General features: G+C 63.2%; 25 protein-coding genes and 2 pseudogenes. 2 read left to right on the forward strand and 25 right to left on the reverse strand.

Going from position 1 to position 24,361, the window contains the following annotated elements:
* Window positions 1-257 precede the first annotated feature (257 nt).
* The 4 genes and pseudogenes from Q5H94_RS20490 to Q5H94_RS05545 form a co-directional block, all read right to left on the reverse strand.
* Window positions 258-362 (reverse strand): annotated as a pseudogene (locus Q5H94_RS20490) (PEPxxWA-CTERM sorting domain-containing protein); the annotation flags it as partial.
* An 863-nt stretch (window positions 363-1,225) separates the two neighbouring features.
* Window positions 1,226-1,417: a hypothetical protein gene (locus Q5H94_RS05535; RefSeq protein WP_304560241.1), complete on the reverse strand. Its 192-nt coding sequence runs from the start codon at window positions 1,415-1,417 to the stop codon at window positions 1,226-1,228.
* Window positions 1,418-1,661: 244 nt separating this feature from the next.
* Window positions 1,662-1,991 carry a low affinity iron permease family protein gene (locus Q5H94_RS05540; protein ID WP_304560242.1) on the reverse strand — a complete coding sequence of 110 codons (330 nt, stop codon included), beginning with the start codon at window positions 1,989-1,991 and terminating at the stop codon, window positions 1,662-1,664.
* Between the two features lie 135 nt (window positions 1,992-2,126).
* On the reverse strand, window positions 2,127-2,375 hold the full coding sequence (locus Q5H94_RS05545; RefSeq protein WP_304560243.1) for a hypothetical protein: 249 nt from the start codon (window positions 2,373-2,375) through the stop codon (window positions 2,127-2,129).
* Window positions 2,376-2,960: 585 nt separating this feature from the next.
* On the opposite strand from Q5H94_RS05545, the gene Q5H94_RS05550 reads away from it, so the two are divergent.
* The gene (locus tag Q5H94_RS05550; RefSeq protein WP_304560244.1) at window positions 2,961-3,263 is read left to right on the forward strand and encodes a hypothetical protein; all 303 of its coding nucleotides are present in this window, start codon (window positions 2,961-2,963) and stop codon (window positions 3,261-3,263) included.
* Window positions 3,264-3,290: 27 nt separating this feature from the next.
* On the opposite strand, the gene Q5H94_RS05555 is transcribed toward Q5H94_RS05550, so the two are convergent.
* The 15 genes and pseudogenes from Q5H94_RS05555 to Q5H94_RS05625 all read right to left on the reverse strand — a co-directional run bounded on the left by Q5H94_RS05555 (window position 3,291) and on the right by Q5H94_RS05625 (window position 19,090).
* Window positions 3,291-3,758, reverse strand: a complete 468-nt coding sequence (locus Q5H94_RS05555) for a hypothetical protein (RefSeq protein WP_304560245.1) — start codon at window positions 3,756-3,758, stop codon at window positions 3,291-3,293.
* Window positions 3,759-3,867: 109 nt separating this feature from the next.
* Window positions 3,868-4,748 (reverse strand): annotated as a pseudogene (locus Q5H94_RS05560) (DUF47 family protein); the annotation flags it as partial.
* 234 nt (window positions 4,749-4,982) lie between these two features.
* Window positions 4,983-5,459, reverse strand: coding sequence for a nuclear transport factor 2 family protein (locus Q5H94_RS05565; protein ID WP_304560246.1), 477 nt, complete (start codon window positions 5,457-5,459; stop codon window positions 4,983-4,985).
* A 562-nt stretch (window positions 5,460-6,021) separates the two neighbouring features.
* The gene (locus Q5H94_RS05570) at window positions 6,022-8,001 is read right to left on the reverse strand and encodes a hybrid sensor histidine kinase/response regulator (protein WP_304560247.1); all 1,980 of its coding nucleotides are present in this window, start codon (window positions 7,999-8,001) and stop codon (window positions 6,022-6,024) included.
* Window positions 7,994-8,632: a chemotaxis protein CheX gene (locus Q5H94_RS05575; protein ID WP_304560248.1), complete on the reverse strand. Its 639-nt coding sequence runs from the start codon at window positions 8,630-8,632 to the stop codon at window positions 7,994-7,996. The genes Q5H94_RS05570 and Q5H94_RS05575 overlap by 8 nt, the downstream gene beginning before the upstream one ends.
* Window positions 8,629-9,012, reverse strand: a complete 384-nt coding sequence (locus Q5H94_RS05580; protein WP_304560249.1) for a response regulator transcription factor — start codon at window positions 9,010-9,012, stop codon at window positions 8,629-8,631. The genes Q5H94_RS05575 and Q5H94_RS05580 overlap by 4 nt, the downstream gene beginning before the upstream one ends.
* Before the next feature lie 88 nt (window positions 9,013-9,100).
* Window positions 9,101-9,334: a hypothetical protein gene (locus Q5H94_RS05585; RefSeq protein ID WP_304560250.1), complete on the reverse strand. Its 234-nt coding sequence runs from the start codon at window positions 9,332-9,334 to the stop codon at window positions 9,101-9,103.
* On the reverse strand, window positions 9,331-11,262 hold the full coding sequence (locus Q5H94_RS05590) for a chemotaxis protein CheA (protein ID WP_304560251.1): 1,932 nt from the start codon (window positions 11,260-11,262) through the stop codon (window positions 9,331-9,333). Before Q5H94_RS05590 ends, Q5H94_RS05585 begins: the two co-directional genes overlap by 4 nt.
* Window positions 11,262-12,116, reverse strand: a complete 855-nt coding sequence (locus tag Q5H94_RS05595; RefSeq protein ID WP_304560252.1) for a CheR family methyltransferase — start codon at window positions 12,114-12,116, stop codon at window positions 11,262-11,264. The genes Q5H94_RS05590 and Q5H94_RS05595 overlap by 1 nt, the downstream gene beginning before the upstream one ends.
* Window positions 12,113-13,201 (reverse strand): chemotaxis-specific protein-glutamate methyltransferase CheB, encoded by a 1,089-nt coding sequence (gene cheB, locus Q5H94_RS05600; RefSeq protein WP_304560253.1) that lies wholly within the window; start codon window positions 13,199-13,201, stop codon window positions 12,113-12,115. The genes Q5H94_RS05595 and cheB overlap by 4 nt, the downstream gene beginning before the upstream one ends.
* Window positions 13,198-14,598, reverse strand: a complete 1,401-nt coding sequence (locus Q5H94_RS05605; protein ID WP_304560254.1) for a chemotaxis protein CheW — start codon at window positions 14,596-14,598, stop codon at window positions 13,198-13,200. Before Q5H94_RS05605 ends, cheB begins: the two co-directional genes overlap by 4 nt.
* A 2-nt stretch (window positions 14,599-14,600) precedes the next feature.
* On the reverse strand, window positions 14,601-16,307 hold the full coding sequence (locus tag Q5H94_RS05610; protein ID WP_304560255.1) for a methyl-accepting chemotaxis protein: 1,707 nt from the start codon (window positions 16,305-16,307) through the stop codon (window positions 14,601-14,603).
* 986 nt (window positions 16,308-17,293) lie between these two features.
* Window positions 17,294-17,728: a DUF1810 domain-containing protein gene (locus Q5H94_RS05615; RefSeq protein WP_304560513.1), complete on the reverse strand. Its 435-nt coding sequence runs from the start codon at window positions 17,726-17,728 to the stop codon at window positions 17,294-17,296.
* A 2-nt stretch (window positions 17,729-17,730) separates the two neighbouring features.
* The gene (locus Q5H94_RS05620) at window positions 17,731-18,279 is read right to left on the reverse strand and encodes a hypothetical protein (protein ID WP_304560256.1); all 549 of its coding nucleotides are present in this window, start codon (window positions 18,277-18,279) and stop codon (window positions 17,731-17,733) included.
* 226 nt (window positions 18,280-18,505) lie between these two features.
* Window positions 18,506-19,090 carry a Crp/Fnr family transcriptional regulator gene (locus Q5H94_RS05625; protein ID WP_304560257.1) on the reverse strand — a complete coding sequence of 195 codons (585 nt, stop codon included), beginning with the start codon at window positions 19,088-19,090 and terminating at the stop codon, window positions 18,506-18,508.
* A 507-nt stretch (window positions 19,091-19,597) separates the two neighbouring features.
* On the opposite strand from Q5H94_RS05625, the gene Q5H94_RS05630 reads away from it, so the two are divergent.
* Window positions 19,598-19,792 carry a hypothetical protein gene (locus Q5H94_RS05630; RefSeq protein WP_304560258.1) on the forward strand — a complete coding sequence of 65 codons (195 nt, stop codon included), beginning with the start codon at window positions 19,598-19,600 and terminating at the stop codon, window positions 19,790-19,792.
* Window positions 19,793-19,848: 56 nt separating this feature from the next.
* Here the strand turns inward: Q5H94_RS05630 and Q5H94_RS05635 are convergent, their stop codons facing one another.
* The 6 genes from Q5H94_RS05635 to Q5H94_RS05660 form a co-directional block, all read right to left on the reverse strand.
* Window positions 19,849-20,304: a response regulator gene (locus Q5H94_RS05635; RefSeq protein ID WP_304560259.1), complete on the reverse strand. Its 456-nt coding sequence runs from the start codon at window positions 20,302-20,304 to the stop codon at window positions 19,849-19,851.
* Complete coding sequence (locus Q5H94_RS05640) at window positions 20,270-20,587, reverse strand: hypothetical protein (protein ID WP_304560260.1); 318 nt, start codon at window positions 20,585-20,587, stop codon at window positions 20,270-20,272. Before Q5H94_RS05640 ends, Q5H94_RS05635 begins: the two co-directional genes overlap by 35 nt.
* 177 nt (window positions 20,588-20,764) lie before the next feature.
* The gene (locus Q5H94_RS05645; protein ID WP_304560261.1) at window positions 20,765-20,959 is read right to left on the reverse strand and encodes a hypothetical protein; all 195 of its coding nucleotides are present in this window, start codon (window positions 20,957-20,959) and stop codon (window positions 20,765-20,767) included.
* A gap of 319 nt (window positions 20,960-21,278) precedes the next feature.
* On the reverse strand, window positions 21,279-22,211 hold the full coding sequence (locus tag Q5H94_RS05650) for a diacylglycerol/lipid kinase family protein (protein ID WP_304560262.1): 933 nt from the start codon (window positions 22,209-22,211) through the stop codon (window positions 21,279-21,281).
* 469 nt (window positions 22,212-22,680) lie between these two features.
* Window positions 22,681-23,265 (reverse strand): M23 family metallopeptidase, encoded by a 585-nt coding sequence (locus Q5H94_RS05655; protein ID WP_304560263.1) that lies wholly within the window; start codon window positions 23,263-23,265, stop codon window positions 22,681-22,683.
* 3 nt (window positions 23,266-23,268) lie between these two features.
* A complete protein-coding gene (locus Q5H94_RS05660) occupies window positions 23,269-24,261 on the reverse strand; it encodes a L,D-transpeptidase family protein (RefSeq protein ID WP_304560264.1) in 993 nt (330 codons plus the stop codon).
* Window positions 24,262-24,361: the final 100 nt, after the last annotated feature.

Below are 24,361 nucleotides of genomic sequence, written 5' to 3' on the forward strand. Positions count from 1 at the left end.
CTGCGCAGACTAACGGCCACGACGACTGAGCCAGCGCCGCCAGCCCCGACGCTTCCGAATACCCTGATCCAAACCATAGCTATGCGGCGTGATCTGCGACCAGAGCATTATCCCGCACAGCGCGGAGAAGAGTATCAGAACGGCAAAAAGCCCGTACATCATGTCATTGAAAATCCCGCAACTCCTGAGCACCCCGTAATAAGCAGGCACTGCCAGCATCATCCGAAAACAGTGGCTATGTACCGCAGCCGGGCTCGTCAGGCGAGAGCAGTTGCTGTTCTTTTCCGTTGCCGCATCGCGCCGCCGACCAAGCCAAAGCCACCGATCATCATCGCCCAAGAGGCCGGCTCCGGCGCGGCGGCGATGCCACTGACGCTGAACGCGGTATCTTGGGAGGTATTGGCGATGAACGCCAAGTTGGAACTGGTAGTGAAAAACACGTCACCGCCCGCATAGGGATTGCCAGCGCTGCCCGACGACAGGAAAGAGAAGTCGGTATACATGTAATAAGTTGAACCGCCGGTCAGCGAAACGGCCGGGTCGAAGGTGAAGATGCTGTTGTTGGCATTCGCGATGGCGAGAAAATCCGGTGAGGCCGTCGAAGCCGCTAACCCATCCGGCGTGCCGGTATAGGGCGCGCTATAAAGTTAGAGGTTACCGGTCAGCAAACGCGATGAAGCAGTCTGATCGAGAAAGGCGACCTGGATATTGTCATAGTTCGCACCCACCGAACCCGCCGTGAAGCTCTGACCTAGATAGGAGGTCGTGGAGCCCTATGCGGTTGTGCTTTGCGCGAGCGTGACACTCTGCGCGGCGACGGGGGCGGTATGCCCCACGGCCAGCGTCAATATGCCAAACGCCATAACCAGCCGCTGCTTCAATGTCATCTTGTGCCCCCGTCCACCGACGCCCGCATCGATTCGAGCGCTTCCGCCAATGATTGGGGCCTTTGCGAGGAGGATCGCACTGACTTCGCGCAAGTGTCCTCGCTTCGAAGCGCGGGTGCGCTGTTTTACTGCCCAACTCAGTCCGAACCTCGCCCGCAACCTTATTAGCCGCCTGGCTCAGCGCCGCGATCGTCATCGGCGATAAATGCGTTTCCCGTGCTGGACGGCGGAACGTCGGCGCAAGGGAAACGCATTTCTCGTCGAGCCGCGTGTTGTCGTTCCACAGTCCGACTCGCACACATGATGCCATGCGCAGCGCCGGGAAACGCTGGCGCGGCTTAGTCGTCCTCTTCCTCTTCATCGCTCTCGTCATCGCCGCCGTTCTCGACATCTATGTCACGGCTAAATGTGAGCGTGACGATGTCGCCGTCTTCATCGAATTCGACCAGCTCAAATTTCTCGTCGGTTGCTACGTCGCGCACCACTTCGACCAGAGAGCGCGCCCTTGGAGAAAGGCTTTTAATATTCATGAGTTAGGCCCCTCTTCGTGTCCTGACCCGCCGCAACGAACTTTGGAAACGATGTATCCGGCGAGCGCTTTGAAAATCTGCACGCTCGTGGCCCGAAGTAAGGCCAGGCCGAGAATGACGGGGGGCGCCGCCTCGGCCTGGCCTGCCACCGGAAAAAAGGTCGTCCCCCAAATCGGCTGGCAGCTTTCCAACAGTTGCGGCACACGATAGTTTCGAACGTCGCCCGGTGTGGGCAGGTGATCGATTAGTCGCCTCTCTCTGCGCGGAGCCGCTCGATCTCTTTTTCCGCCGCTCCCTCGACACCCGCTACTTCATTACGCGCGCCTTTCATGGCGACGATCAGCTCGTCGATCTTAAGATGCAGCGCGTTGTCGCGGCGGCGCTGTTGATTGAGCACCATCTGGGTAAGGATGAAGCCGCCGATCGTCAACGCAGAAGCCAATGCTGCCTCGCCGCCGCCAAACACCAGCCATGCAACGCAGCCAACGAGGACTACCGCCTGGACGACGCTGTTTGCAGCAAAGTTCGAAACTGCGGTCGATGCTCGTTCAAGTGGAAGACGAAGCCAGTCCATTATGTCAGAACGCGCTCAGCCGGGAGCCGGCTTATCCCGCCCAACAAAGTGTGTCCGCTTCTCACCGTAGAAAATCGCGAGATTGGCGACGATAAGCTGACTAACCGTCGGCTGCCGGTCGCCTGCGATCTCAAGTCAACGTGCCGAAGCCTGCCGCTGACGCTCGGCATCCTGCCGCTGAGCCGCGGCTTCACGCGCCTTGTGCTTGTAGTAATAATGGCCAGCGACGCAGCCACCCATAGCACCCACCACGGCATGGTGATGGGCAAAGTGCCCGGCAACTCCGCCCGCGATAGCGCCTCGAATGCAGCCCTTCGCATGCACAGGGGATGCTGAGCTGGCAGCCAGACCGACGGTCGACACGATCATCGCGAGTTTCTTCATTGGTTGCTCCTTGGAAGGCTACCTGCGACAGACATAAACGCTGCTTTCCAAAGGCGGATCCATAGGCTCTCCGCTGCATTCACGCGCGCCCGCGATCGGTCGCGAAACGGCGTCTCAACCTAGGGACGATACATAAACTGGTCACCAATGGATTAGCCAAGGCGAGCAAAGTCATGGAGAGCGAAAAAGAGGAGGCGCGGCGCAGAGCGTCGGAATGATGACCGTAGACGACATGTTGTCGAAGACCTGCCTTTCCCCGATCGTCGTAAACAAGATCGCCGAGCTGGAATGGATCGTCGGTAGCCCGGCTAAACGCTGATCCTACCAAGCAATCACAACGCGCCGTAATCGGAGCGACGACTGGGAGGCGGGCCATCGGCGTTGGTATCAGCGACGTAGACGAAGGCGCCGCCGTTGTCCGTAAGGCCTCTTTAACTGCCCCCTGCTACTAGCGGAAACTGCCGCAAGAACCGCAGTGTTCGCGAGGAAAATATGTCAGATCACCCAGGGTTCGCCGTCGCGTGGCACCCGACCTACAATAATATTTTGACCATGCGAATAGTGGGTTTCTGGCCTACTAAAACGGTGACCGAGTTCATCGACCAGGTCTGGGCAAACCTCGCGCAGAGGCCGGATGTCGAATACGACAATCTTTCGGACATGAGTGGTCGGGGCGTCCAATCGCAGGAAGTGCTCGAAGCGATGATGCGGGCTGGGGAAGACATTAAGCGCCGTCGGCCTGCCCGACGCACCGCCGTGATTATGGGGGACGCCGCGCGTCCTACTCTCACCCAACGGCAAGTGAATCGAACCGTCGAGAAAGTCTTGGTGGAATCGCGCCAGTTTGTCGCCGAGCCGGAGGCTCTGGCATGGCTTCTTCAGGAGTAAAAGAGACCGCGCTAGGCAACGGCGTCGTCAGGCGATCAGCCAGGTCTCTGCGGCGGTAATCGAGAGAAACGCCTTTGTGCCGACGTGCGGCATTCGCTGCCTGAGGCTCGCTTTTGTTAAACTGCTATCGACCACCAACGCTATCCGATCGTCGGCCTGGAAGATGGCGCTATTGGCCACCGCGAGGCGCGCGGCGACATCTGCCGACTGTATCGACACGTCGCGACGATCAACCAACACGCGAACTCGTCCGAACATCGCGCGACTTGCGACCACGCAGGATTTAAGGGCGGCAATGTAGCGATCGGTCTCGTCGAGCGACCAGCAATCTCGGGCTTCGCCGCGAACTAGCATCGCTTCGGTATCGAGCCGTATCTGATACAAAATCACGCCGTCGCTCACACGCTTCAGTGCCGTGGGCACTAAGGCGGACGGGCTGATTGCCGCTGAAAAGGACGCGTTCAAATGCACTCTCGGCACAAAGCGGATTTCCATTAACGAAGCGTTTGAAGGGCGCGGACCGCAAGGCCGCTTCGACCAAGGTCTAGTTCCAATCCAGTTGATCCGCGCCGATCTGTGGATTGTAGCACAGTGTCGAGGATCGCCCTCTACGCGGGCCCGACGCCAGCAGAGGCATGGCCTTGGCGGTGATGCGGGCGGCATCAACGATGATTGCGCCCATGTCCTTCATCTCTCGCTCGAAGGTATTCACCTCGTAGAGATTGATCGCCTGGACGGTCGCTTGCATCTCGTCGATCGCATCGTCGAGCGATCCGATCAGGCTGACGATCGCGCCGCGATCGAACGGGGTCAGGAAGGTCTCGCGCACCGTGCGCAGCACCTCGCGGTTGATCTCGTCGGCGTCATTCTCGCGCTCGATGATCTCGCGGATATGATCCGGATTGCCGTCTTGCAGCAGCCGCGCGAGCGCGTCAGCGGCGGCCACCAACGTCACGACATGCGCCTCGAACAGTTCGAAGAAATTGCCGCTGTTGGGGAAAAGGCGCTGGAACCAGGCGAACATGTGACCAACCTTCAATTTGTAGGCGACGGTGCCGAGGAGGGAATTGCGGCGGGCCGCCGCCTTGAAATCCACCGGCCCGAACGAGCGGATCAGGTCGCGCAGATCAGGTTCGTCGACGGCTTCCGCCGCTTCGGCAAGACTGAACCAGCGCCGTTCTCGCTCGGGCCGTTCCTTCCACCAACCAAGCTCGGTATTCCCCGCGAGCGGGAAGGACATGGACGTCGATCATCAGCGACGCGCCGTTGTTGCGGCGCTTGCGATAACGACGAACCGAGCGGCGTCGGGCAGACGAGCCCGAGCACGCCGGCTTCCTCCTCCGCCTCGATCGCCGCCGCATTGTGCGCCGTGACGCCGGTGGGATGATTGCCCTTCGGGATGACCCAGTGCTTCGTCTGCCGCGATATAACGAGCAGAATGTTGAGGGGTGCTTCGATCGCGTTCCCAACAGGGCGGTAAGGCAAGGCTGCAATCTGACGAATGGCGAAGCTCCCTCGCCATTACGAAGCTCCCTCGCCATTACGGCGTCGCGAAGAGTTACACTTTTGTGACGGCATCCGGCAACAACAAGCAGGGAACACTTTTTGCGGTTGGCCCCAGCAGGGAACGGCAGGTTTTGGATTTCGAGTGGGTTTCGTCGAACGGCGGCAATTAGGGCGCAAAGCCGCCGGAGCGCTTCCACGTCAAGCAGACGCAGCTTACTTTACCGGCACCACATTCGCATGTCGCGCGAACCATCGCCATGTGCCGCCGGTGCGGACATAAATATTGGTGTAACGACGCTTCAGAGGGACAGCTCCATAGATGCGTCCAAGCTCGCTTTGCGCGGTCGGGGTGAAAACCTCGCCGCCCATCACCACGCCCACGTTGCCGTTCACCGCCACACTTTCGACCGAGCGTTCAAAGTTCTCGGCGCCAATTTGGCCATTGCGCATCATGGCAAGGAACTGCTCCCGAGTAAGCACACGTCCCGTAGGCGCATTGATCGTTAGCTCCGGCGCCGAGAGCGCTGCCAGTCCGTCGACATCCGCTGTAGCCACCATTTCCTTTTGCTGAAGGTCGAGCTTCGCCAAAGTTTCGCTAGCGTGGTCCCGTTTGTTCAACTGCGAAGCAACTGGTGTCGCGGCAAGTGCCGCCAACAGAAGCGCGCAAAACACATTCGAATTGTGGCGCATCGAAGCCTCCCGATAAGATGCGCTTTTCTGCACGCGAATGCGGCCCGACCGCAATCCACGCAATAACCACCGTGCGCCCGCGCCTTCCGCGAACAGTCGCTTGCGGGATCACTTTCGACTAGGCTTAGCGGCTGATTTTAGCGCAAAGCCGCAGATCAGAGGCCGCCTCAGCACCCTTCCGTCAGCATACGATGTGCGCCGATAGGACAACATCCAGACCAGTCTCCCCCTTCGCGACCGCGCGCGCTGCGGTCGAAGTCGATCCAGCCATCGTTGAGGCTGTCCACCATGCGGATGGGAGAAAGCGCCGCCCTTTCTCGGGTTCGGTCCGCCATGAAAATCGCCGCACCCTCTCACTCTCTGTCCCGCGGCGCTAGGCGCCAGCCACGCCGACGGATCGATCGGAGCTCCGAAACTACGTCCCATCCGATTGGCGCTGCTTGGCGGCGTCAGCGAATACGTCGTGGCGCCCCGCCCTTCAGCCAACCTCGGACCAGGAAAGATCATCGCTGTGTGCCCTTCGAGCGCCTAATTCCGCCGAAAGCTGTATCCTCGATGGGCGCTACGCTTGCACGCGATCAAGCACGTCACGCACTTTTCCAGCCAGAGTCACATAGGTAAAGGGTTTGGAAATCAAGTCGACACCAATATCGAGCCTGTCGTCATGCATGATCGCATCGCGGGTATAGCCCGAGGCGAACAGCACCTTGATGTGTGGGTGCAGGTTGCGAGCTTTCAGCGCCAGTTCCTCCCCCGACATCTTTGGCATGACCATATCCGTGAGGAGAAGATTTATGACGAAATCCTCACGCTCGAGCAGGCGGAGGGCGGATACGCCATCATGCGCTTCGATCACGCGATAACCGAGTTCGCGTAGAATACCGACGGTGTAGGCCCGAACCTCATCATCGTCTTCCACCACCAGCAGCGTCTCGGTTCCCCCAGCGACCGCGCCCTGCGCGCCTGGACTTTCGAAGCTGTCGCCTCCCCTGTCCGTTTTTCGGCCGAGGTAGAGGGTGAACGTCGTCCCTTCGCGCTCTTCAGAGTCAATGGCGATGTAGCCGCCCGACTGTTTGGCGAAGCCATAGACCATCGAGAGGCCGAGTCCCGTTCCTTTCCCCACCTCTTTCGTCGTGAAGAACGGATCGAACACTCTCGCGACCGTATCGGCAGACATGCCAATGCCCGTGTCGGTGACCGATATGGCAATGTATTGACCAGGCGGCGCGCCATCCGGACCTTCTTCAGCGAGTTCGACGTTGCGCGCCGCGATCGTGAGGGTGCCGCCGCCGGGCATTGCGTCACGTGCGTTCACGGCAAGGTTCAAGATCACGTTTTCGAGCTGGTGCGGATCGGCCTCAACCGGCCAGAGATCGTCGTCGGCGACGATCTGGATTGCGATCGATTCCGTGATCGAGCGAGTCAGCAGGTCAGACATGCCGGCGAGAAGGCGATCGACGTCCACCGTTTTCGGGTCGAGCGGTTGCCTGCGCGAGAAGGCGAGCAGGCGCTGGGTGAGCGAGGCCGCGCGTTCGGCGCCCTTGAGCGCATTCTCGAGCGAGCGGCGCGCGCGCGGATCGCCGCCGGAGTCGAAGCGGCGCAGCACCGTGTCGATATTGCCGATAATGATCGTCAGCAGGTTGTTGAAGTCATGGGCGATGCCGCCGGTCAGCTGGCCGACCGCCTCCATCTTCTGCGCCTGACGGAGCGCTTCTTCGGCCTCGCGGCGTTCGGCGACTTCCTGCTCGACGCGCACTTCCAGCGTATCGGCAAGGTCGCGCAGCCGCGCTTCCTGTTCCTTCGCGGCAGTGACGTCGTAGATCACGCCGATCAGGCGATAGCCCGATCCCTCGCGCACGATCTCGCCACGCCGCGCGATCCAGCGCGCCATGCCGTCCTCGTTCCTGACGATACAGAAGACGCCGTCCAATGTTTCGGGGATGGTGTCGTGACCGGGCTGCGGAATGAGCAGCGGCTCGCCTTCGGTCAGTACGCCGTTGATCGTGCGAACCGGCAGGACGGATGCCGGGTACAGTCCCAGCAATTGACAGAATTCCGACGAGACGGTCGCGGTGGCAAAGCCGTCGATATATTCGAACGTCCCGATCCCACCCGCCGATTGCGCGACGCGCAGCCGTTCCTCTGTGCGCTTGCGTTCCGTGACATCGACAAGCAGCCCGGTGAAACGGACGGGCATGTCCTGTTCGTCGAAATGGGCCTGCCCGCGGCCGTGCATCCAGAGGATGGAGCTATCCGGCGCGACGACGCGAAATTCCTTGGAGAAAACCTCCGCGCCGCCGAGAATGCCCGCCAGCGCGATGCGCATCCGCGCCCGATCCTCGGGATGGATCGCCTTAAAGAAAAGCTCTGTGGAAACGCCCGCCAGCGCCTCTTCCGGATCGAGACCGTAAAGTTCGGCGAAGCGCGCGTCGGCGTGCAGCACGCCCTCCACAATGTCCCAATCCCAGCTGCCGCTGGCGCCGGCCGCGACGAGGATCGACCGCGTCCGCGCCGCTTCGGCCTGAAGGCGGGTCTCAGCCATCGGTCCCGACGACGCGCGCGATGAATTCGTCGAGCAGTTCCTTCAGAACCTCGAGCGAGGGAATGTCCATAATCATCGCAATATATCCGCGGATGTCGCGCTTGCGGACGGCGAAGTCGATGTAGAGGAAGAGGACCAGGCCATCCGCGGTCTCGTTCGCGCCGACTCCGAACAGCGTCGCGCCGTTGCCGCGGAGTACCTCCGGGATCGTCATCGTCAGCGACCGCTTGAGCATGTTCGCCATCGTCGCGAGACACGAATTGAGAATGATGTTGCCGGTCTCGGTGAGCGCCTCATGCTCCATCTCGACGACTTCCTGCGCCGTAAGGGAGTCGCCGGTGACGGCGCGGACCAGTTCGAGGCTATTCGCTTCCGGGAAGATCAGTAGCGCGCGCCCGGAAAATGGGCCGCTGAAATCCTGCCGGACGGCGACCAGATCGGCAGCCTCGCGTTCACTGATCAGCCGCGCCGCGCGGCTCTGGCTCACGACGTCGATCGACGGGACCGAAAGCGTGACGTGGTCACCGATCATCTTGCGCAGGCTCGAAGCGGCTCGGCTGACGCCGATATTGACGATCTCGGTCAGGGCATCGCGCTCGAGCTCGCCGAGCGCCACGCTGTCGGGGATCATGCCTTGGCCGACCGCAGCCGAAGCGCGGCACCGGACAGGAAATCCTCAAGGCTGTCGGCCGTGACCGGCTTGGCGACGAAGGCCGCGCCGATCGCGCGGGCGCGGGCGATGATCTCATCCTGAATGTTCGCGGTGATGATCGCGATCGGCATGGTGGGGCGCAGGTCGCGGAGTTCGGCGGCGAGCTGGAGCCCATCCTTGTCGGCCATGTTGAAGTCGATCAGCGCGACGTCGACGCTGTGTGCCGCGATGATCGTGTGGGCTTCGACGGCGCTGCCCGCCTCGACCTTCTGCCATTCGGGCTGAAGCGCGGCCAGCGCCTTGCCGGCGACGATGCGCGCGAGCTTGCTGTCATCGACGATCAGAACAGTGAAGGGCATTCGCGTCTCCAGGGTGCCGTGTAGGCGTTACGTGCTTTCCCTCCCGAGGAGCGCGACCCGCACACCATAGGAGCAGGCCGGCGTCTTGTCATTGCATCAGATCAACGACGTGCTGCGCTAAGAATTCGCTATCGGGGATGCCCAGAACAGGCGGTCGCGCAGCCAGCAGCACCTGCAGGACCGCGAGATGCAGTCGCTGCGTCGCCGACAGGTCGATTGCGGCACCGGGATGTTCCTGAAGCGCCACGATCAGCAGTTCCGCATCCTCCGCCCGGCAGCGCCCGGCGAGATGGATGACGTCGCCGTCGACGCGGACGCTCACGCCGCGAGCGCCGGCAGATCGAGAACGAGCAGCACGTCGCCGTCACCGAGCAAGGTCGATCCCGTCACGCCCGGAACACCGGCGAGGATGCCGCTCGACGGTCGCACCAAAGTATCGACCCGCTCGGCAAAACCATCGACCGTCAGCGCGACATTTTCGCCGCCCGAGCGGGTCACCAACAGCTTGGTCGCGGCATTCGACCGCTCCGCGACACCGAGCAGCGCGGCAAGGCTCAGGACCGGCACGGTGCGCCCGCGCAACACACACGCCCGACCGCCGCCGACCGGCATCAGCGCGCTGGTGTCGACGCGCACCGTCTCCACGATCTGGTCGAGCGGGACGCCGTAGCGGTCGCCGCCGATCTCGACGATCAGGAGCCGCGTCGTCAGTGCATTGGCCGGCAGACGCAGCAGGAAGCGCGTGCCCGCGCCGGGCGCGCTTTCGATCTCGATCGTGCCGCGCAGCCGATCGACCGCCGTGAGCACCGCGTCCATGCCGACGCCGCGCCCGGAGACCTCGGTCACGGCGGCGGCGGTGGAAAAGCCCGGCGTGAAGATCAGGCGCAGCGCCGCGGCGTCCGAGAGTTGCGCGGCCGCCTCCTCGCCGATCAGCCCGCGCGTCGCCGCGACCCCGCGGATACGGTCGGCATCGATGCCGGCCCCGTCATCCGCGAGGACGAGGAGAATTGCATCGCCGTCGCGGCTGGCGGTCAGGGTGATCCGCCCCGCTGCCGACTTGCCGGCCGTCTCGCGGTCGCCAGGCGCCTCGATGCCGTGATCCACGGCGTTGCGCACCAGGTGCAGCAGCGGTTCGAACAAGCCGTCGGCGACCTGCTTGTCGACCTCGAGCCTTTCGCCGGACATCGTGAAGGCGACCTGTTTGCCGAGCGACGCCGCGATCTCGCGCACCATGCGCGGCAACCGGCGCAACGTCGGCGCGAGGGGTACGAGGCGCACCGCGCTTACCCCGCGATGCAGATCGCTTGCCGCGCGCTCGATCCCCGCCTGCACCGCGCGGATACGGGCTGCGAGATCGCGGTCGATCGCATCGGCCTGTTCGGCGAGCGGCGCGAAGGCGTTGACAGCGACGACCAGTTCGCCGAGCCCGTCCGCCAGCGCGTCGATCCGCGCGGCGTCGACCCGCAAGGTGGCCGCGGCGTGCCCTGTAACGCCCACGCTTTCCGGCTGCGCATCGATGAACGGTGCAATCGGGTGGATTGCGACCTGATCGGGCATCATCCGGAATGCCGCCTGCACCGCCTCGATCGCGGCAGCGCTCAGGCCCTCGATGATCGATGTGCAGACAAAGGGGTCGATCTCGGCCAGCGTGGGCCAACTGCCGCCTATCGGAAGGACAGCCAGCGCGACGATCTCGGGCACGCCCGCCACGACGGCGAGCGGATCCTCGCCGCGGAAGAAGCACTCGGCATCGGGCGTGTAGCGGAACGCCGTCAGAGCGGTCGTCGCACCCTGCAGGACACCCCGCTCGCGCTCGATCAGCGCATGCACCCAGAAAGACGGAGCTGGGGCGACCTCCTCCGACGCCGCCGGATCAGCGCCCGGCAGCCGCGCGATCGCCGCCGCCGCGACCGCTTCGGCGTCCGGCGACAGCGCGCCACCCCCTTCGAGATCGTCGACCCAGCGGTCGATCGCATCGAGGCAGCCGACGATTGCGGCGATGGTCGCGGCATCGAGCATCGCGCGTGCCTTGCGGGCGCGTTCGAGCACCTCTTCGGCCGCGTGCAGCACGCGCTCCGCCGGCCCCATCGGGAAGATGCCGACCGAGCCCTTCAGCGTGTGGATCGCGCGGAACGCGCTGTCGATCGCTGCGGCATCCTTCGGGTCACGCCGGAGCGTATCAAGATCGGCGGCCGCCTGCGCGATCAGGTCGCGCCCTTCGATCAAGAATTGCTCGAGCAGATCGTCCATCACGACTTACGATAGACGATTGCGTCCTCAAGGCGAGCCATCACGAAGGCGTCGCTGATGCGCGACATCGACTCGCTGTGGCCGAGGCAGAGGAAGCCGCCATGGTTGAGACTGGCGTACAGGTTCCGCGCCGCCTGGACGCGCGAGGCATCGTCGAAATAGATCAGCAGGTTGCGGCACAGGATAACATCGAACATGCCGAGCCCGCCGAGCGTGGAGCGCTCGATGATGTTGGCCGGCACGAACCGCACCGACTCGCGCAGATCGTCGATGATCTTGCGGCGATGCCCGCGTTCCGGCTCAAAATAAGCCTCGACGACGGCCGCCGGCAATTTCGCCAGCGCGCGCTCCGCATAGCGGCCGACGCGCGCCTGATCGAGCGCATGCGTATCGATGTCCGATCCGACGATCTCGATATTATAGGCATCGACCAGCGGCCAATTCTCCAGCAGCCAGATCGCGATCGAATAGGCCTCCTCGCCGCTCGAACACGGCATCGACCAGATCCGCACGAGATCGCCCGGCCGCTTGTCGCGGATCACCGCCGGCAGGATCTCGCGGCTGAGCGCGGTGAGCTGATGATCCTCGCGGTAGAAATAGGTCTCGTTGATCGTGAAGGCGTTGATCAGCGCCTCGCGCTCGGTGCCGTCGGTCGCCGCGAACGCCAGATAGGAGTATGCGGTGGAAAACCCCTTTTTCGCCATCCGGTCGGCGACGCGGCGCTCGATATAATAGCGCTTGCTCGGGCCAAATATCATGCCGCTCCAGCGGTAGAGCAGGTCGCCGATGCGCTGCATCTCGTCATCGGAGAGATGCAGCGCGAGACCTCTCTGGGGAACGCCGGCATCGCTCACGTCGCAAGGAGCGCCGTAAGTTCGTCCGCAATCCGGTCGAGCGGGGCGACGATCGAGGCGCCATCGGCGGCGACGAGCGCGCCGGGCATGCCCCAGACTACGGCGGTATCGGCGGATTCGGCGATGGTATGGCCGCCGGCGGCCTTGAGTTCTGTCATCGCCGTGGCTCCATCGTTCCCCATCCCGGTCATCAACACGCCGACGAGGCTTTCGGGCGCGACGAGTGTCATCGCGCTCGCAACGAGCCGGTCGACGCTGGGATGCCAGTAGCGCTCGGGATCGCTCGGCGCGGCGAGCGCGTGAAGCACGCCGGAACGGCGCGTGAGGACGAGGTCGGCATCGCCACGCCCGATATAGACGTGTCCCGGCACGAGCGGCGTCGCCTTGCTCACCTCGCTGACGCCGAGCGCGCAGAGCCGGTCGAGACGGCGGGCGAGCGGGCCGGTGAATGTGGCCGGCATATGCTGCGCGACGACGATCGGCCACGGAAAGCCCGGCGCGAGCTGCCCGAGCAGCGCATCGAGCGCGGGCGGCCCCCCGGTCGAGCAGCCCACAAGCACAAGCCCCTCTCGCGGCAGCGGCCCGGCAGGGGGCGTTATTCTGCGAGGGATGCGCGGTGCCGGCGGAGGCTTGCGCAGCGCGCCGCTGGCCTGCGCCCGGACGCGTTCGCGCAGCCGGGTCGCGCGCGAGATGCGCGCGCCGGCCGCCTGCCGCACCTTTTCGACCAGCGCGGGCGCCAGCGCGGCGATCTCCAGCGACACCGCGCCGCGCGGCTTGGCGACGAAATCGACCGCGCCGAGCGCCATCGCCTCGAGTGTCTCATCGGCGCCTTCGGCGGTAAGCGACGAGACCATTACCACTGGGCATGGCCGTAGCACCATGATCCGGTCGAGGCAGGCAAGCCCGTCCATGCCCGGCATGTGGATGTCGAGCGTCACCACGTCGGGCGCAATCGCGACGAGCATATCGAGCGCTTCCGCGCCGCTGCGCGCGATCGCGACCTCGAAATCGCCCACCGCGGTAAAGACCTCGGAGAGCAGCCGCCGCATTAGCGGCGAATCGTCGACGACCAGCAGCTTGATCACGAGGCGGAGGCCGCACCCTTTCCGGCAATCGCGCGCAGCAAATCCTGCTCGGCACGGTCGAGCAATTCGCGCGGCGAGACGATCAGCACGATCCGCTCATCCCGCTCCAAATTGGCGACGCGGTCGAACACACGCGTCTGGTCGTTGCCGAGGTCGGGAGCGGGACGCAGTGCACTCTGCGCGACGCGCAGCACGTCCGAGACCGCGTCAACCACGAACCCCGCGACCAGATCGCCGATCCGCACGACCATTACCCGGCGCTTGCCGCCGCTCACCGAGTCACTCCCGAACCGCTGGGCTTGGTCGATCACGGGGATGACCTGCCCGCGCAGGTTCATCACGCCCTTCACGAACGCGGGCGCCTTGGGCAGGCGCGTCAGCTTTTCGGGAAGCGAAGCGACCTCCTCGACCGCGCCGATCGGCAGCCCGAAATCCTCCGCGCCGATCCGGAACACCAGGAATTGCTCGAAGGTGTCTGCGATCGCGGTATCGCTCATAGTTTGCTCTTCGCTCCCCTCGAACAGGCGCGCCGTGATGTCGTCGCGCAGCAGATGCTCGGCCGCCAGGATCGAGACCAGTCGGGTCCCGCTATCGAGCCGGCAGATCGCCTGGATGCGCGCCTCGGCGCCGCCGCGCGCCAGCACCTGCGGCACGGAGTCGATATCGTCTTCCGACACGCTCAGGATTGCGCGCATCGCATCGACGACAAGGCCGACCCGGTGACCGCCGACGCGCACGAGGAGGATGCGCCCGCGCGTCTCGTCAGTGCCTTCGGGCAATCCAAGCAGCACCCGCAGGGAGAGCAGCGGAAGGATCCGCCCGTGGACCGCCATGCTGCCCACCACCGCCGGGTCCGCAAGCGGCATCCGCGTGATCTCGGCGGGCACGCGCAGCACCTCCTCGACCATGCCGAGCGGGAAAGCGAATTCCTGTCCGCCGATGGCGCAGACCACGAGCGGAACGGTCTCGATCTGCAGGACGGTCTCGCCATCCGCGGCGATCGCCGCGTCGTGGCTGCGCCGCGCGACGGCTGACGGTCGCGACCGCGCGACGAGGGCCGAGACGTCGAGGCGTTGCAGCGCCTGGCCGTCCTCGGCATCGGCCGCGCCGAGCTGCGAAACGCCGTCCACCGCCAGCCCCAGAGTCTCGCCGTCGTCAACGATAACGATCCGACGTTCGTCACCACCGGCTCTGTCGAGCAAAGTCGCGAGCGACAGCACCGGCACCACCGCGCCGCGCACGTTGGCAAGGCCCATCAGCGCGGGCGGCGCGTGAGGTACGCGTGCGAGCCGCGGCATCCGCGCGACCTCGCGCACGATCGTTGACGGCACGCCGAAATGCTGGCCGTCGATCGCGAGTGCCAGCAGTCGCTCGCCGAGGACGGCCGCGTTCGCCACGCTCAGGCCGTCCCGCCGGCGAGCGCGGTGGCGATCGACGCGATCTCCTCAATCGCGGCGGCGAGCGCCTCGGCGCCCTGCGCCTGTTGCCGGGCAGCGGTGCCGGCCTCGCGCACGGCGCTGCTGGCGATGTCGGCGGCTTCCGCGATCTGATCGGTGCCGCTGCGGATCTCGCGAACCGAGCGCAGGATGTCCTCCGATCCCGACAGGGTGACCTGATTTGCCGCCTGCGCGCTTTCGAGATCGCCTATGATCGTGCCGAACCGTTCGACCATCGCGCGGTTGCGGCCGATCTCGACCTCGGCCGCGCCGATCACCTGCTCGAGATCGCGGCGGATCAGCGAGACCTGATCCTGCATCGCGCGGACGATGTCGCTTGCGCGGCCCGCGCTGGTCGATGCATCGCGCGACAGCTTGCGGATGTCGCCCGCCACCGTCGCGAAGCCGCGCCCGGCCTCTCCCGCGCGCGTCGCCTCGACGGAGCCGCTGACGGCGAGCATATTGGTCTGCACCGAGACGAGCGCGAGGCTGTCGGTGATCTTCTCGATCCTGCGACCGGTCCCAGCAAGCGTGGAAAGTAGCTGGGTCACCGCCCGCACCTCGACGAGGCTGGCCTCGACGCCCGTGGCGAGCCGTTCGATCGTAGCACGGCTGTCGTTCGCGCGCGTTACGATCGCAGCGATCCGCTCTGAGGCGTTCGTGGCGCGCGTCTGCGAGATTTCCGCGGACTTCTCGATCTGGCCCATCGCGGCATTGGCTTCCTGCGTCGCTGCCGCCTGGATTTGCGTGCCGCGCGCGATCTGCTCGAGCGCGACTTGGATCTGCACCGCCGCGCCCGACATTTCCTGCACCGTCGCCGAAAGCTCTTCGGCCGACACCGCGACCTGTTCGACCGCCGCCTGATTGCTCTCGGTGCCGGAAATATCCTGGATGAGCGCGCCGAGCGCCTCGGCGGTCTGCTGGCTCTGTTCGAGCGAGGCCGCCTGCTGCTCGATCGCCTGCTGCGCTTCGGCGGCCGCGGCGGACTGTTCCTCGGCAGCGCTGGCGACCTGTTCGGCCCCTTTCTCCGCCTCGCGCGCGGCGCTCTCGGCCTCGGCCGAGGCGGCAACGATTTCTTGAGAGTCGGCACCCACGGCTGCGAGTTCCTCGCGCGAGAGCTTGAGCTGCGAGACCACGTCGCGGCCGACCTGCGCCTCGCGCGTTGCCAGTTCGGAGGCCGCGCGGACGCGCTGGACGATCGCCTTCACGTCGGCGGAGACCCGCCGGGCAAGGTCTTGAATGTCGCCCGCGCTCGCTTCCGAACTCTCGGCCAGCGCCCGCACCTCATCAGCGACGACGGTGAAGCCGGTGCCCGCCTCCCCCGCCCGCGCTGCCTCGATCGTGGCATTCAAGGCAAGCAGGCTGGTCTGGTCCGACACGTCGGCGACGCTCTGGCCGATGCCGCCGATATCATCGGCGACGGCCTCGAGCGCGGAAATTACATCCACCGTTGCAAGTTGGCGCTGCGCGTTGAGCTCGATCGCTGCCACCGACCCATCGATCTGACCACTGATCTCGACGAACGCGCCCTGCACCAGATCCGACTGTCTCCGGGCGCTTTCGGCGCCGTCGCGCGCGTCGCGGAAATTGCGATTAAGCGCCGCGATCAGCCCCAAAGACTCTTGCGCCGCTCCTGCTGCCTCTTCCGCGCCGCTCGAAATCCGGTCCATCGAACGCTGCAATTCGTTCGCCGCGGCTGAGGCTTCCCCAATCCCGCTCGAAAGCTCCTGCGTCGCCTGATCCATCCGCTCCAGGGCATTTGCCGGACGTTTGGCATTGGGACGCGCCGGTGCGCGCGCAGGTTTGACAACCGGTTCCGCAGTCGCCGCCGGGGTGCCCTTCGAGCGCGACCCCAAGGCTGATTTCTTTACAAGCGTCATTGGGGTCTCGTCAGGACGGCAAAGCACGACGGTAGAGCAAGCGCCTGTCCTGCACCAGCCACCCTTCTGACGACCCGTAGCATGGAGGGCTGGACCGTTTATCCCGCCTACGAATTCAGGCGCACAAATCGCTTCGGCCCAACGCTGTGCTTCCAGGCCCGCTTACGCCACCGCGCCTCACTGCTGCACCCTTTGCGAACGCAGCCGGCTGAGACCGACGCACGTAACCTTCCAAATGACGACATCAAGGAGTGACCAATTGGTGACTGAGGGCCATCCACTTGCGCCAACCACCCATGGAAGCCAGATTGGTGGCAACGTTTCCCGATGAGTTCGGCTGGCAGTTCGAGCCGAAATGGGATGGATTCCGCGCGATTGTCTTTCGCAGGGAGATGCGATCGGTATTCGGTCGAAATCGGGTAAGTCGCTTGCTCGTTGCTTCCCCGAGATCGTCGCGACTGTCGCCGCGACGCACAACCGATCGTTCGTTGTTGATGGAGGACTGACCCTGCCGATCAATGGCGCGCTCTCGTCGACGCGCTTCAGGCGTGCCTGCAGCCCGCCGAGAGCCGTATTCGTAAGCTAGCGGTTCAGACACCTGCTCAGCTCATGGTGTTCGATTGCCTCGCGCTCGGCGAAACAATTTATCGACCAGCCCTTATCGATGCGAAGGCGCGCTCTCGAGCGCCTTCATGCTGCAAATGGGTCAGAGCGCCTGCCCGCTGCGAGACGCTGGAGGCCGGCCTCGCCTAGCGTATTGCGACGCCCGCCGCTGCCTAGGCCCCCGGTGCCGCCGCGATCAAGGCGAGCGTGTGCGGATCGCGTTCACCGCGAAACCAGCGGGCAAGCGCAGCGTCGAACAAAGCGGTCGGCCTGGCCATCTCGAACAGGGTCAACGACGATCGCAACTTCATGGCGTCGGTTTCGCCGAACACGGCAACCGCATCGCTGGTCGACAGGTCCTGCAACGCCTCGACGCATTCGACATAGCGCGCGCCGAGTACCGGATGGTCGAGATAGGCTATCGCCACGGCGATCGAAGCGATGCCATAATATTGAGCCGTCGAACTGCGCCCCAAGCTGGTGAGCTGGGGGAAGACGAACCACATCCAGTGCGAACGCTTGGCGCCTCGGCGGATTTCGCCGAGCGCGGTCGCATAGATCGGCGCCTGGGCTTCAAGAAAACGGTCGAGCGAAGCAGCGATCGCCATGTTCATCGCAAAGCCGCCTGTGCAGACACCGGCGGATATTCGCCCTTACCGACCGGATACCTGGCCAGCACCAGATATTGGGTATCGTACGGCTTTTCGCGACGGTCGGCCCATTCCTTGAACCATTTCCGGCCGTTGGCGACGCGCTTCAGCGCATAAAAGAAGCCGCGGTCATTCTCGCCATTATCGCCGGTCGCGGCGGCATAGAAGTCGAGGTGCCACCGGCCGTCATGCTTCGAAAGCAAGCCGGCATCATCGCGCTTGTCCCGCTTCTGCAGGATCGCCCAGCCAAGCGGCACGTCGCCGGGCGGCTCGAACCAGACGGTGGCGCCGATATGGCCACCTTGCCACTGCGACCGGTCCATGAGGCCATTGTGTTGGAACCAGCGTCTTCGCTCCTCCCCGCGCAGATGACCTGACGGGGGTTGCTCGACCGTCAGACGAAAGATCGCATTCCGGGCATTCAGCGCCGCCATATAGTCCGGCGAGCACGGGATATTGCCACGGCCATCGGTCAGCTGAATGCGTTCGGTAAGCGCCGGCAGCAACATTCTGGTCGTTCCCCTCAAGCCAAGGTCGGCGTCGTGGCGCAAATCTATGGTGCTGTGTACCGGTCGGCAGGCGATCATTTCCGGCGAGCGCGGTGAATTCTGTGCGGGTGTCAGTCGAGAGAAGGTCAGGCCGAGAAAAGCGGGGGGCTGCCTCGGCCTGACCTACCACCGGAAAAAAGGTTGTCCCCAAATCGGCTGGCACGACCTCAACTATCGCACTGCAGCATTAGTTGCGCCGTGGCCGCCTCACTTCCTGGATACGATCAAGGTGCAGGTAGCGATCATCGAAATCACCAACGCGGGCAAGTTTCGCAAAATCGATTACCCGGACGACGCGCTTCGTGCGTTCAATCAAACCCTCGCTTTGCAGTGCCTGTAAGGTCCGATTTACGTGAACGCTGGTCAAGGCGAGCGCATCCGCCAGATGTTCCTGTGTCATCGGCAACACATAGTCGGACTGCGAGCCGAGGCCTGCAACCGGGAGACGTAGCGCAAATTCACAACGCAAATGTGCTGTTCTAGCTCGCGCGTCGCGACGTCCGACGTTGAGTGTCCATTCGCGAAAGATCGCGGCATCGACAAGCGTTTCATACCACATCGCCTGACCGACCAAAGGGCGATCGGCGGCAAGCTGTCGGATTGCCAGTGCAGGTATCAGTGCGACGTCGATCGCGGTCAGAGCCTGAACATTGTGGTCCGCTCGCCTCAGAATTGAATTGTGCAGATCGACCACGTCACCTTTCATATGGATCGAGAATATCTGACGGCCGCCGTTGCCGGCGACTTTGTGGCGAAAGGCATAACCTGACATAGCAAACACGCATGGGTAGGCCGGTCGTCTTCCCGAACAATGAAATCCTGCGCCTGTCTGGTGCGCAGGGTGTGCGGAAGCGCGAGCACAGCCGCACAGTCGGCTTGATCCAGCGGCAGCCAAAGCTGGAGCTTGTCTAACATCGGAGCCAGGGCAGACGCGGCAGACATGATCGCTCCGTTCTTTTGACGGGAGCGCTTCGCATCTCTCAGCCATCGACAGCCAAGGATCGGCCGATGGTGGAGATACCCTAGACAGAAACCGACGGCGTGTCGCTGGGTTATTAAACGACGAGGCTAATATGCATCAGCTTAGTCGATTTCGGTCGTCGACTTGCTGATTTGCGGTGCGCTGGCCCAACCTCTCGGCGCAGCTCGCGCGTTCGAATCCCCGGACATTGCTGCGCACATACGTCGGTATAATCCCGCCTTGAATTAATAACGCTCGTTATAGAGAGCCAGTGCGCTAGGCCATAGCCTCGAAAATCGACCGTGTTGGAGGGGACCAGTGCCGATCTATCGATTCTGTCGCATCGATGATCGCAACAGGGAAATCGAGAGCTTTGTAGTTGAGGCTATCGACGACGACGGAGCGATTGCTGAGGCGATAAGGCTCGATCACGCGCATTTCATCGACATATGGCTTGGCACGCGCATGATCTCACGCGTCTGCCCGCGCAATCGCGGATCGCACTCCAATTGAGTACTGGCGGCATTCGGCAAGCCCCATGACCGCCACCGTCAATCAACCAGCCTTGGCTATTTCAAACAGTTGGTAATTGCCTGAACGAGCATCTCAGCGTTGAACGGCTTTTTCAAATACGATGCCTTGTCAAAGGAAGCCGGCAGATCGCTTTTATCCTTGCCGGTCAGGAAGAGGAACGGAATCCTGGTTGTCTTCAGTGCCTCCGCCAGCGGATATGAGAGCTCGGCGCCAAGGCTTATATCAAGCACTGCAGCGTCGAGCGGAGTTGAATAGTCCAGACTTTCCAACGCCTCTACGACTGTGGCGAACGGACCCTCAATCTGCGCGCCAGCGTCGATGACCATGTGGGCGATGTGATCCGCGATAAGGGCGTTGTCCTCCACAATGAGAATTCGAAGTCCTGAGAGCGGTGCGAGGTGCTGCATGACGCACCCTGTCAGTCCGCCGGCTGCAAAGATAGCTCTAACCGGGAGTTCAGTGATCGTAATTGCAGCCAGGTCCGTGAACATGCGGCTCCTTGCGAGCCTCGTCCACGACGTAGGCGAGGAAGGATGGCCCATCGGCCCCACGCATCTCCTTCAGCTTCTTCACCCAACTCAGCGCGTGGACTGCCGCCGTCTCGCTACCGAGGCGCAGGTCGCGCGGCGTCGTCAGATTGCTGTCGTTGTCGATCAGGGCGCCGAAGCACAGGCCGAAAAAGGCGTAAAGATCGTCTCCGGTGACAGGCGTTTCCGGATGGAAGCTCTGCAACATGTCCATCACCACCGGAAAGAATTCCGAGTAGGTGCCCATCAATTCCTGCTCGTTGAGCGTCAGGTCAGGAAGGGTTGCGGATTAGGCTATCGTCGTTGCTCCTCGGCATTCGCAGCCTGTGCGCGGCATTCTGTGATGAAACTACAGCGCTGCCGGCTGCCGGAACAACCCTGATGTCGTCGACCCGTCCGCAGTCGGCAGCTCGCTCACCGCTCGTCAGGACTCGGGTTCTTCGGCCCTCATGACCGCACCCTTGCCCAGCGGCTCGATGTGGATCTCGTCCAGTTGCGTCAGAAGATCATCGAACATCTCGTCATTCGCCACGGGGATTGCGCGCTTGAAGCCCGAACCTAGTCGGTCGAGATCGCGTTGAGTCAGCAGTCCAACGGCAACTATGCGAGTATCGGTCATAAGCGATCCTGTCGCCGTAAGAACCGCTCGCAATATCAATTGTGCCAACCGTTACGGTTGCAGCAATCATTATTCCGCCGCTGCGAACATCGCTGCTGTATTTTTGCCAGACCGGGCCCTCGCCTTGGCACCGAGCCATAAGAAGGATTTTCGCTTTCCACCCGTAGCAAACGTTTGGGTTTGGCCTGAGCGCTCGGCTGCTTTTAGGATCGCTTGCGAGTTCCTCGAATGACCGTTTTTAGGGCGCATAGCTGCCAATGCATTTCGGCCCAGCCCGGTCTTTGCGATGACGGACAGCCACGCCAAAGCGAATGCCCACCTAAGCGAATGTGAAAGGTGCCAACCGTATCGATATATGAACTGGCAAGTGCCCAACGATGTCGCCATCGGCCTGCACGGGGGCCGCGTCGTCGCTCGCTATCGTGAGTTCAGTGCAGCGGAAATGGTCCGCGCCCGGCATCCCCCAAATCGATCGGCCCGTCAGCATGTACCTGGCAAACCGCAGAACATCGGTGCGGGACGCGCGCCGCAGCGCGATCACGTCGAATTCGGGTGAGAAGACGCTTGCTTCCGGCGTCAGTGCCCAGCGTCCCGCGAAATAGCGACCTTTGGCGACATAGACCGCCTCGCACGCGGTTTGCCCACCCGCGTGGAACAGCATGATCTTCGCGCGCGGCCAGCGGAGCAGGAACCCGGAAACCGCGAAGAGGTACGCGGCGCGCCCAATCACGCGTTTCAACGCGGATGACACGGTCGCGACGGCGTAGCTGTCCGGCCCAACGCTCGCGCAGCTCGCCATCGGGATATCGCCGACCAGGCCGACATAGTGGCGCGCACGCTGGCCACCGTCGAGGATGCGCCGAACAAAGGCTTCCGGGTCGCGCGGATAGCCGCTTTCCATGGCAATCAGATTGACGGTGCCATTGGGGTATACGCTGAGCGAAACATCGCGGCCCGACCGGCACACAGCTGCGACGACATGGCGCAAAGTGCCGTCGCCTCCGGCGCAGCAGACGTGATCGGCACGCTCGTCGACCGACAGTGGGCTCGAGCCGCTCTCGGTTTCGATGAGCGTCACCCCGCTGGAGGTAAAACAGCGTCGCAGCGCGGCGATACGTCGCTTTGCGAAGCCACCGGCGCGCGGATTGGTGAACACCTGTACGGTATCAACTTTCCAGTCGGCCGGGGCGGCCTCGCCCGGTCTCTTTTCATTTCCTCGAGACGCAACCTGTGCGGTGTTCTGCTCGCCCAATCTCAGCATCCAGTTTGCGGTTGTGCATAGCGATTGATCTTGCCCTCCGTGACGAATGGCGGATCGCTATTAGGGACGTCACCCGTGACGCTAAAGCCTGAGTTAAGGCGCTTCTAAGACATGAGAAGCGAAGTTTATGGAGCATTTCCGTCGCGAACTTGCCCGACATCGCCACAACAGCCCGGCGGGACATCTATTGATACGTGAAAGCCCCGCAGCCTGGGGGGGCGGCTGCGGGGCTTAGTGCGACCCGTGTTATCCACGTGACACCTCTACAACGACACGGTGCGCAATTTGTTGCCAGGTTCTTTGGGATCGAGGGGATGGGCCAGCGGTTTCCCGCGCGACGTAACTGCACGCTGAGTGATGTCGGTTTTCGGGATTATTGGACGCTTGGACTAATGACCGAAACTAGGGCGCGTAGCCGCCACGATGCCCAGGCCTTCCGATTTCGCGACTAGCGATTTTCTCAGCTTTCGCTACTACGCAGATAGGGAAACGGGTTCACGTCTGAACCCTGATACCATCGCTGCGCTGTCGTCGTTCGTGTCATGCCGAAATGAAGATGGTAGTTGCCCGGTGCGGCGTCGCCAGTATCTCCGACATAGCCGATCACCTGTCCAGCCGTGACCAGTTGCCCCTCGTGCAGTCCTGGTGCGTATCCGGCCAGATGGGCGTAGTAATACGTCCAGCCCCGCCCGAGCGACCGTTCGTAGATCGTGGTGCCTCCCAGACGGCTTTGGAACAGCTTCTCGATCGTGCCTGGTGCTGCTGCGCGGACCGGCGTCATCGCACCGGCGACAATATCAATGCCGTGGTGAGCGCGCTTGCCATTGTCTCGAGGGTCGCCCCAATTGTCCTGCAGAGTTGCAGCCTGCACGCCTGCGACGGGGATTATCAGCGCCGGTCTGCCGGCCCTCGTGCTCTTGCCATCTGTAGGTAAGGGCGCTGCGCGACCCCGGACTTGGGCATCCGGCAACAGCGTCAGCGCTGCCATCCATAATGCCAGCACCGCCCCGAATGCTCCGAGCAGCAGGAGCAGGAGCCGACGCATCGCTCAGAGCTGGAACACGGCCGGGGTACCGGCTTTGACCATCAGCGACAGCCGCGCCGCATCCCAGTTCGTGAGCCGAATGCAGCCGTGGCTTTCGGCACGACCGATCGTGGCGGGCTCCGGCGTTCCGTGGATTCCGTAATGCGGCTTGGAAAGGTCAATCCAGACAACGCCCACGGGACCGTTGGGACCGGCCGGCAGGGTGGCCGGATCGTCGCTCTTCTTGGCGTTCCAGAACAGCTTCGGATCGTAGTGAAATTTGGGATTATAGTCCGCGCCCTGAATTTTCCACGTCCCGATCGGCAGCGGATCGTGTTCGCTACCCATCGTCGCCTGAAACTGCGCAACGAGTTTGCCGCCCGCATCATAGACCTTGAGCACCTGATCGGACTTGTCGACCACGACCTTTGCCGCAACGGGCTGCTTCGCATCGACGTTCAGGCCGGCGAGCGTCTTGCGCCACGTTTCGTTCAGTTTCGGACCATAGGCGCGGGAATAGGGCAAGGCGTTCGGAAACACGACTGGAGTGCCGGCGACGAGCGGTGTCCGCGGCGGATTGAGCGCGCGCAATGCCTCCGGTGTGGTGTGGAACATCTCGGCCAACTTCTCCATGACGGAACTGTAGCCAAGCGACGACAGCTTCGCCTGCTGATCGAGCGCTTTGGGGATAGGGCTGATGAACGGACCCGCCAGCACCTCCGCGCTCAGGCGCAGTTTCCGTGTCGCAGGCATCGTCGCATAGGGCTTGAGCGCTATGCGCGTCGCATCATCGAGCGTACCGGATGTCGTAAGACCGCGCGATTCCTGAAAACCCTTCAGTGCGGTCGTGAATGACTTGCCGGTCTTCCCGTCCAGCAGCCCCGGCGAGAAGCCGAGGTGGTCGAGCACGACCTGAACCTGCAGCACGGATTGGTCCACGTTGGCCGGGGCGCCAGCCGACGCAGCGGCGGAAGCGGCCGAAACAATCAGGGCCGTCGCAACAATGAACTTATGCATGTCGTCAAACCTTGATGAGCCTTGCCGTCGAAAACGACACGCACGCCCGATGTGTCCCCAACTCCGCGATCACCGCGAGCATCTGAAACGATTTGAACTG

This window comes from Sphingomonas immobilis (assembly GCF_030580995.1).
GTDB lineage: Bacteria > Pseudomonadota > Alphaproteobacteria > Sphingomonadales > Sphingomonadaceae > Sphingomonas > Sphingomonas immobilis.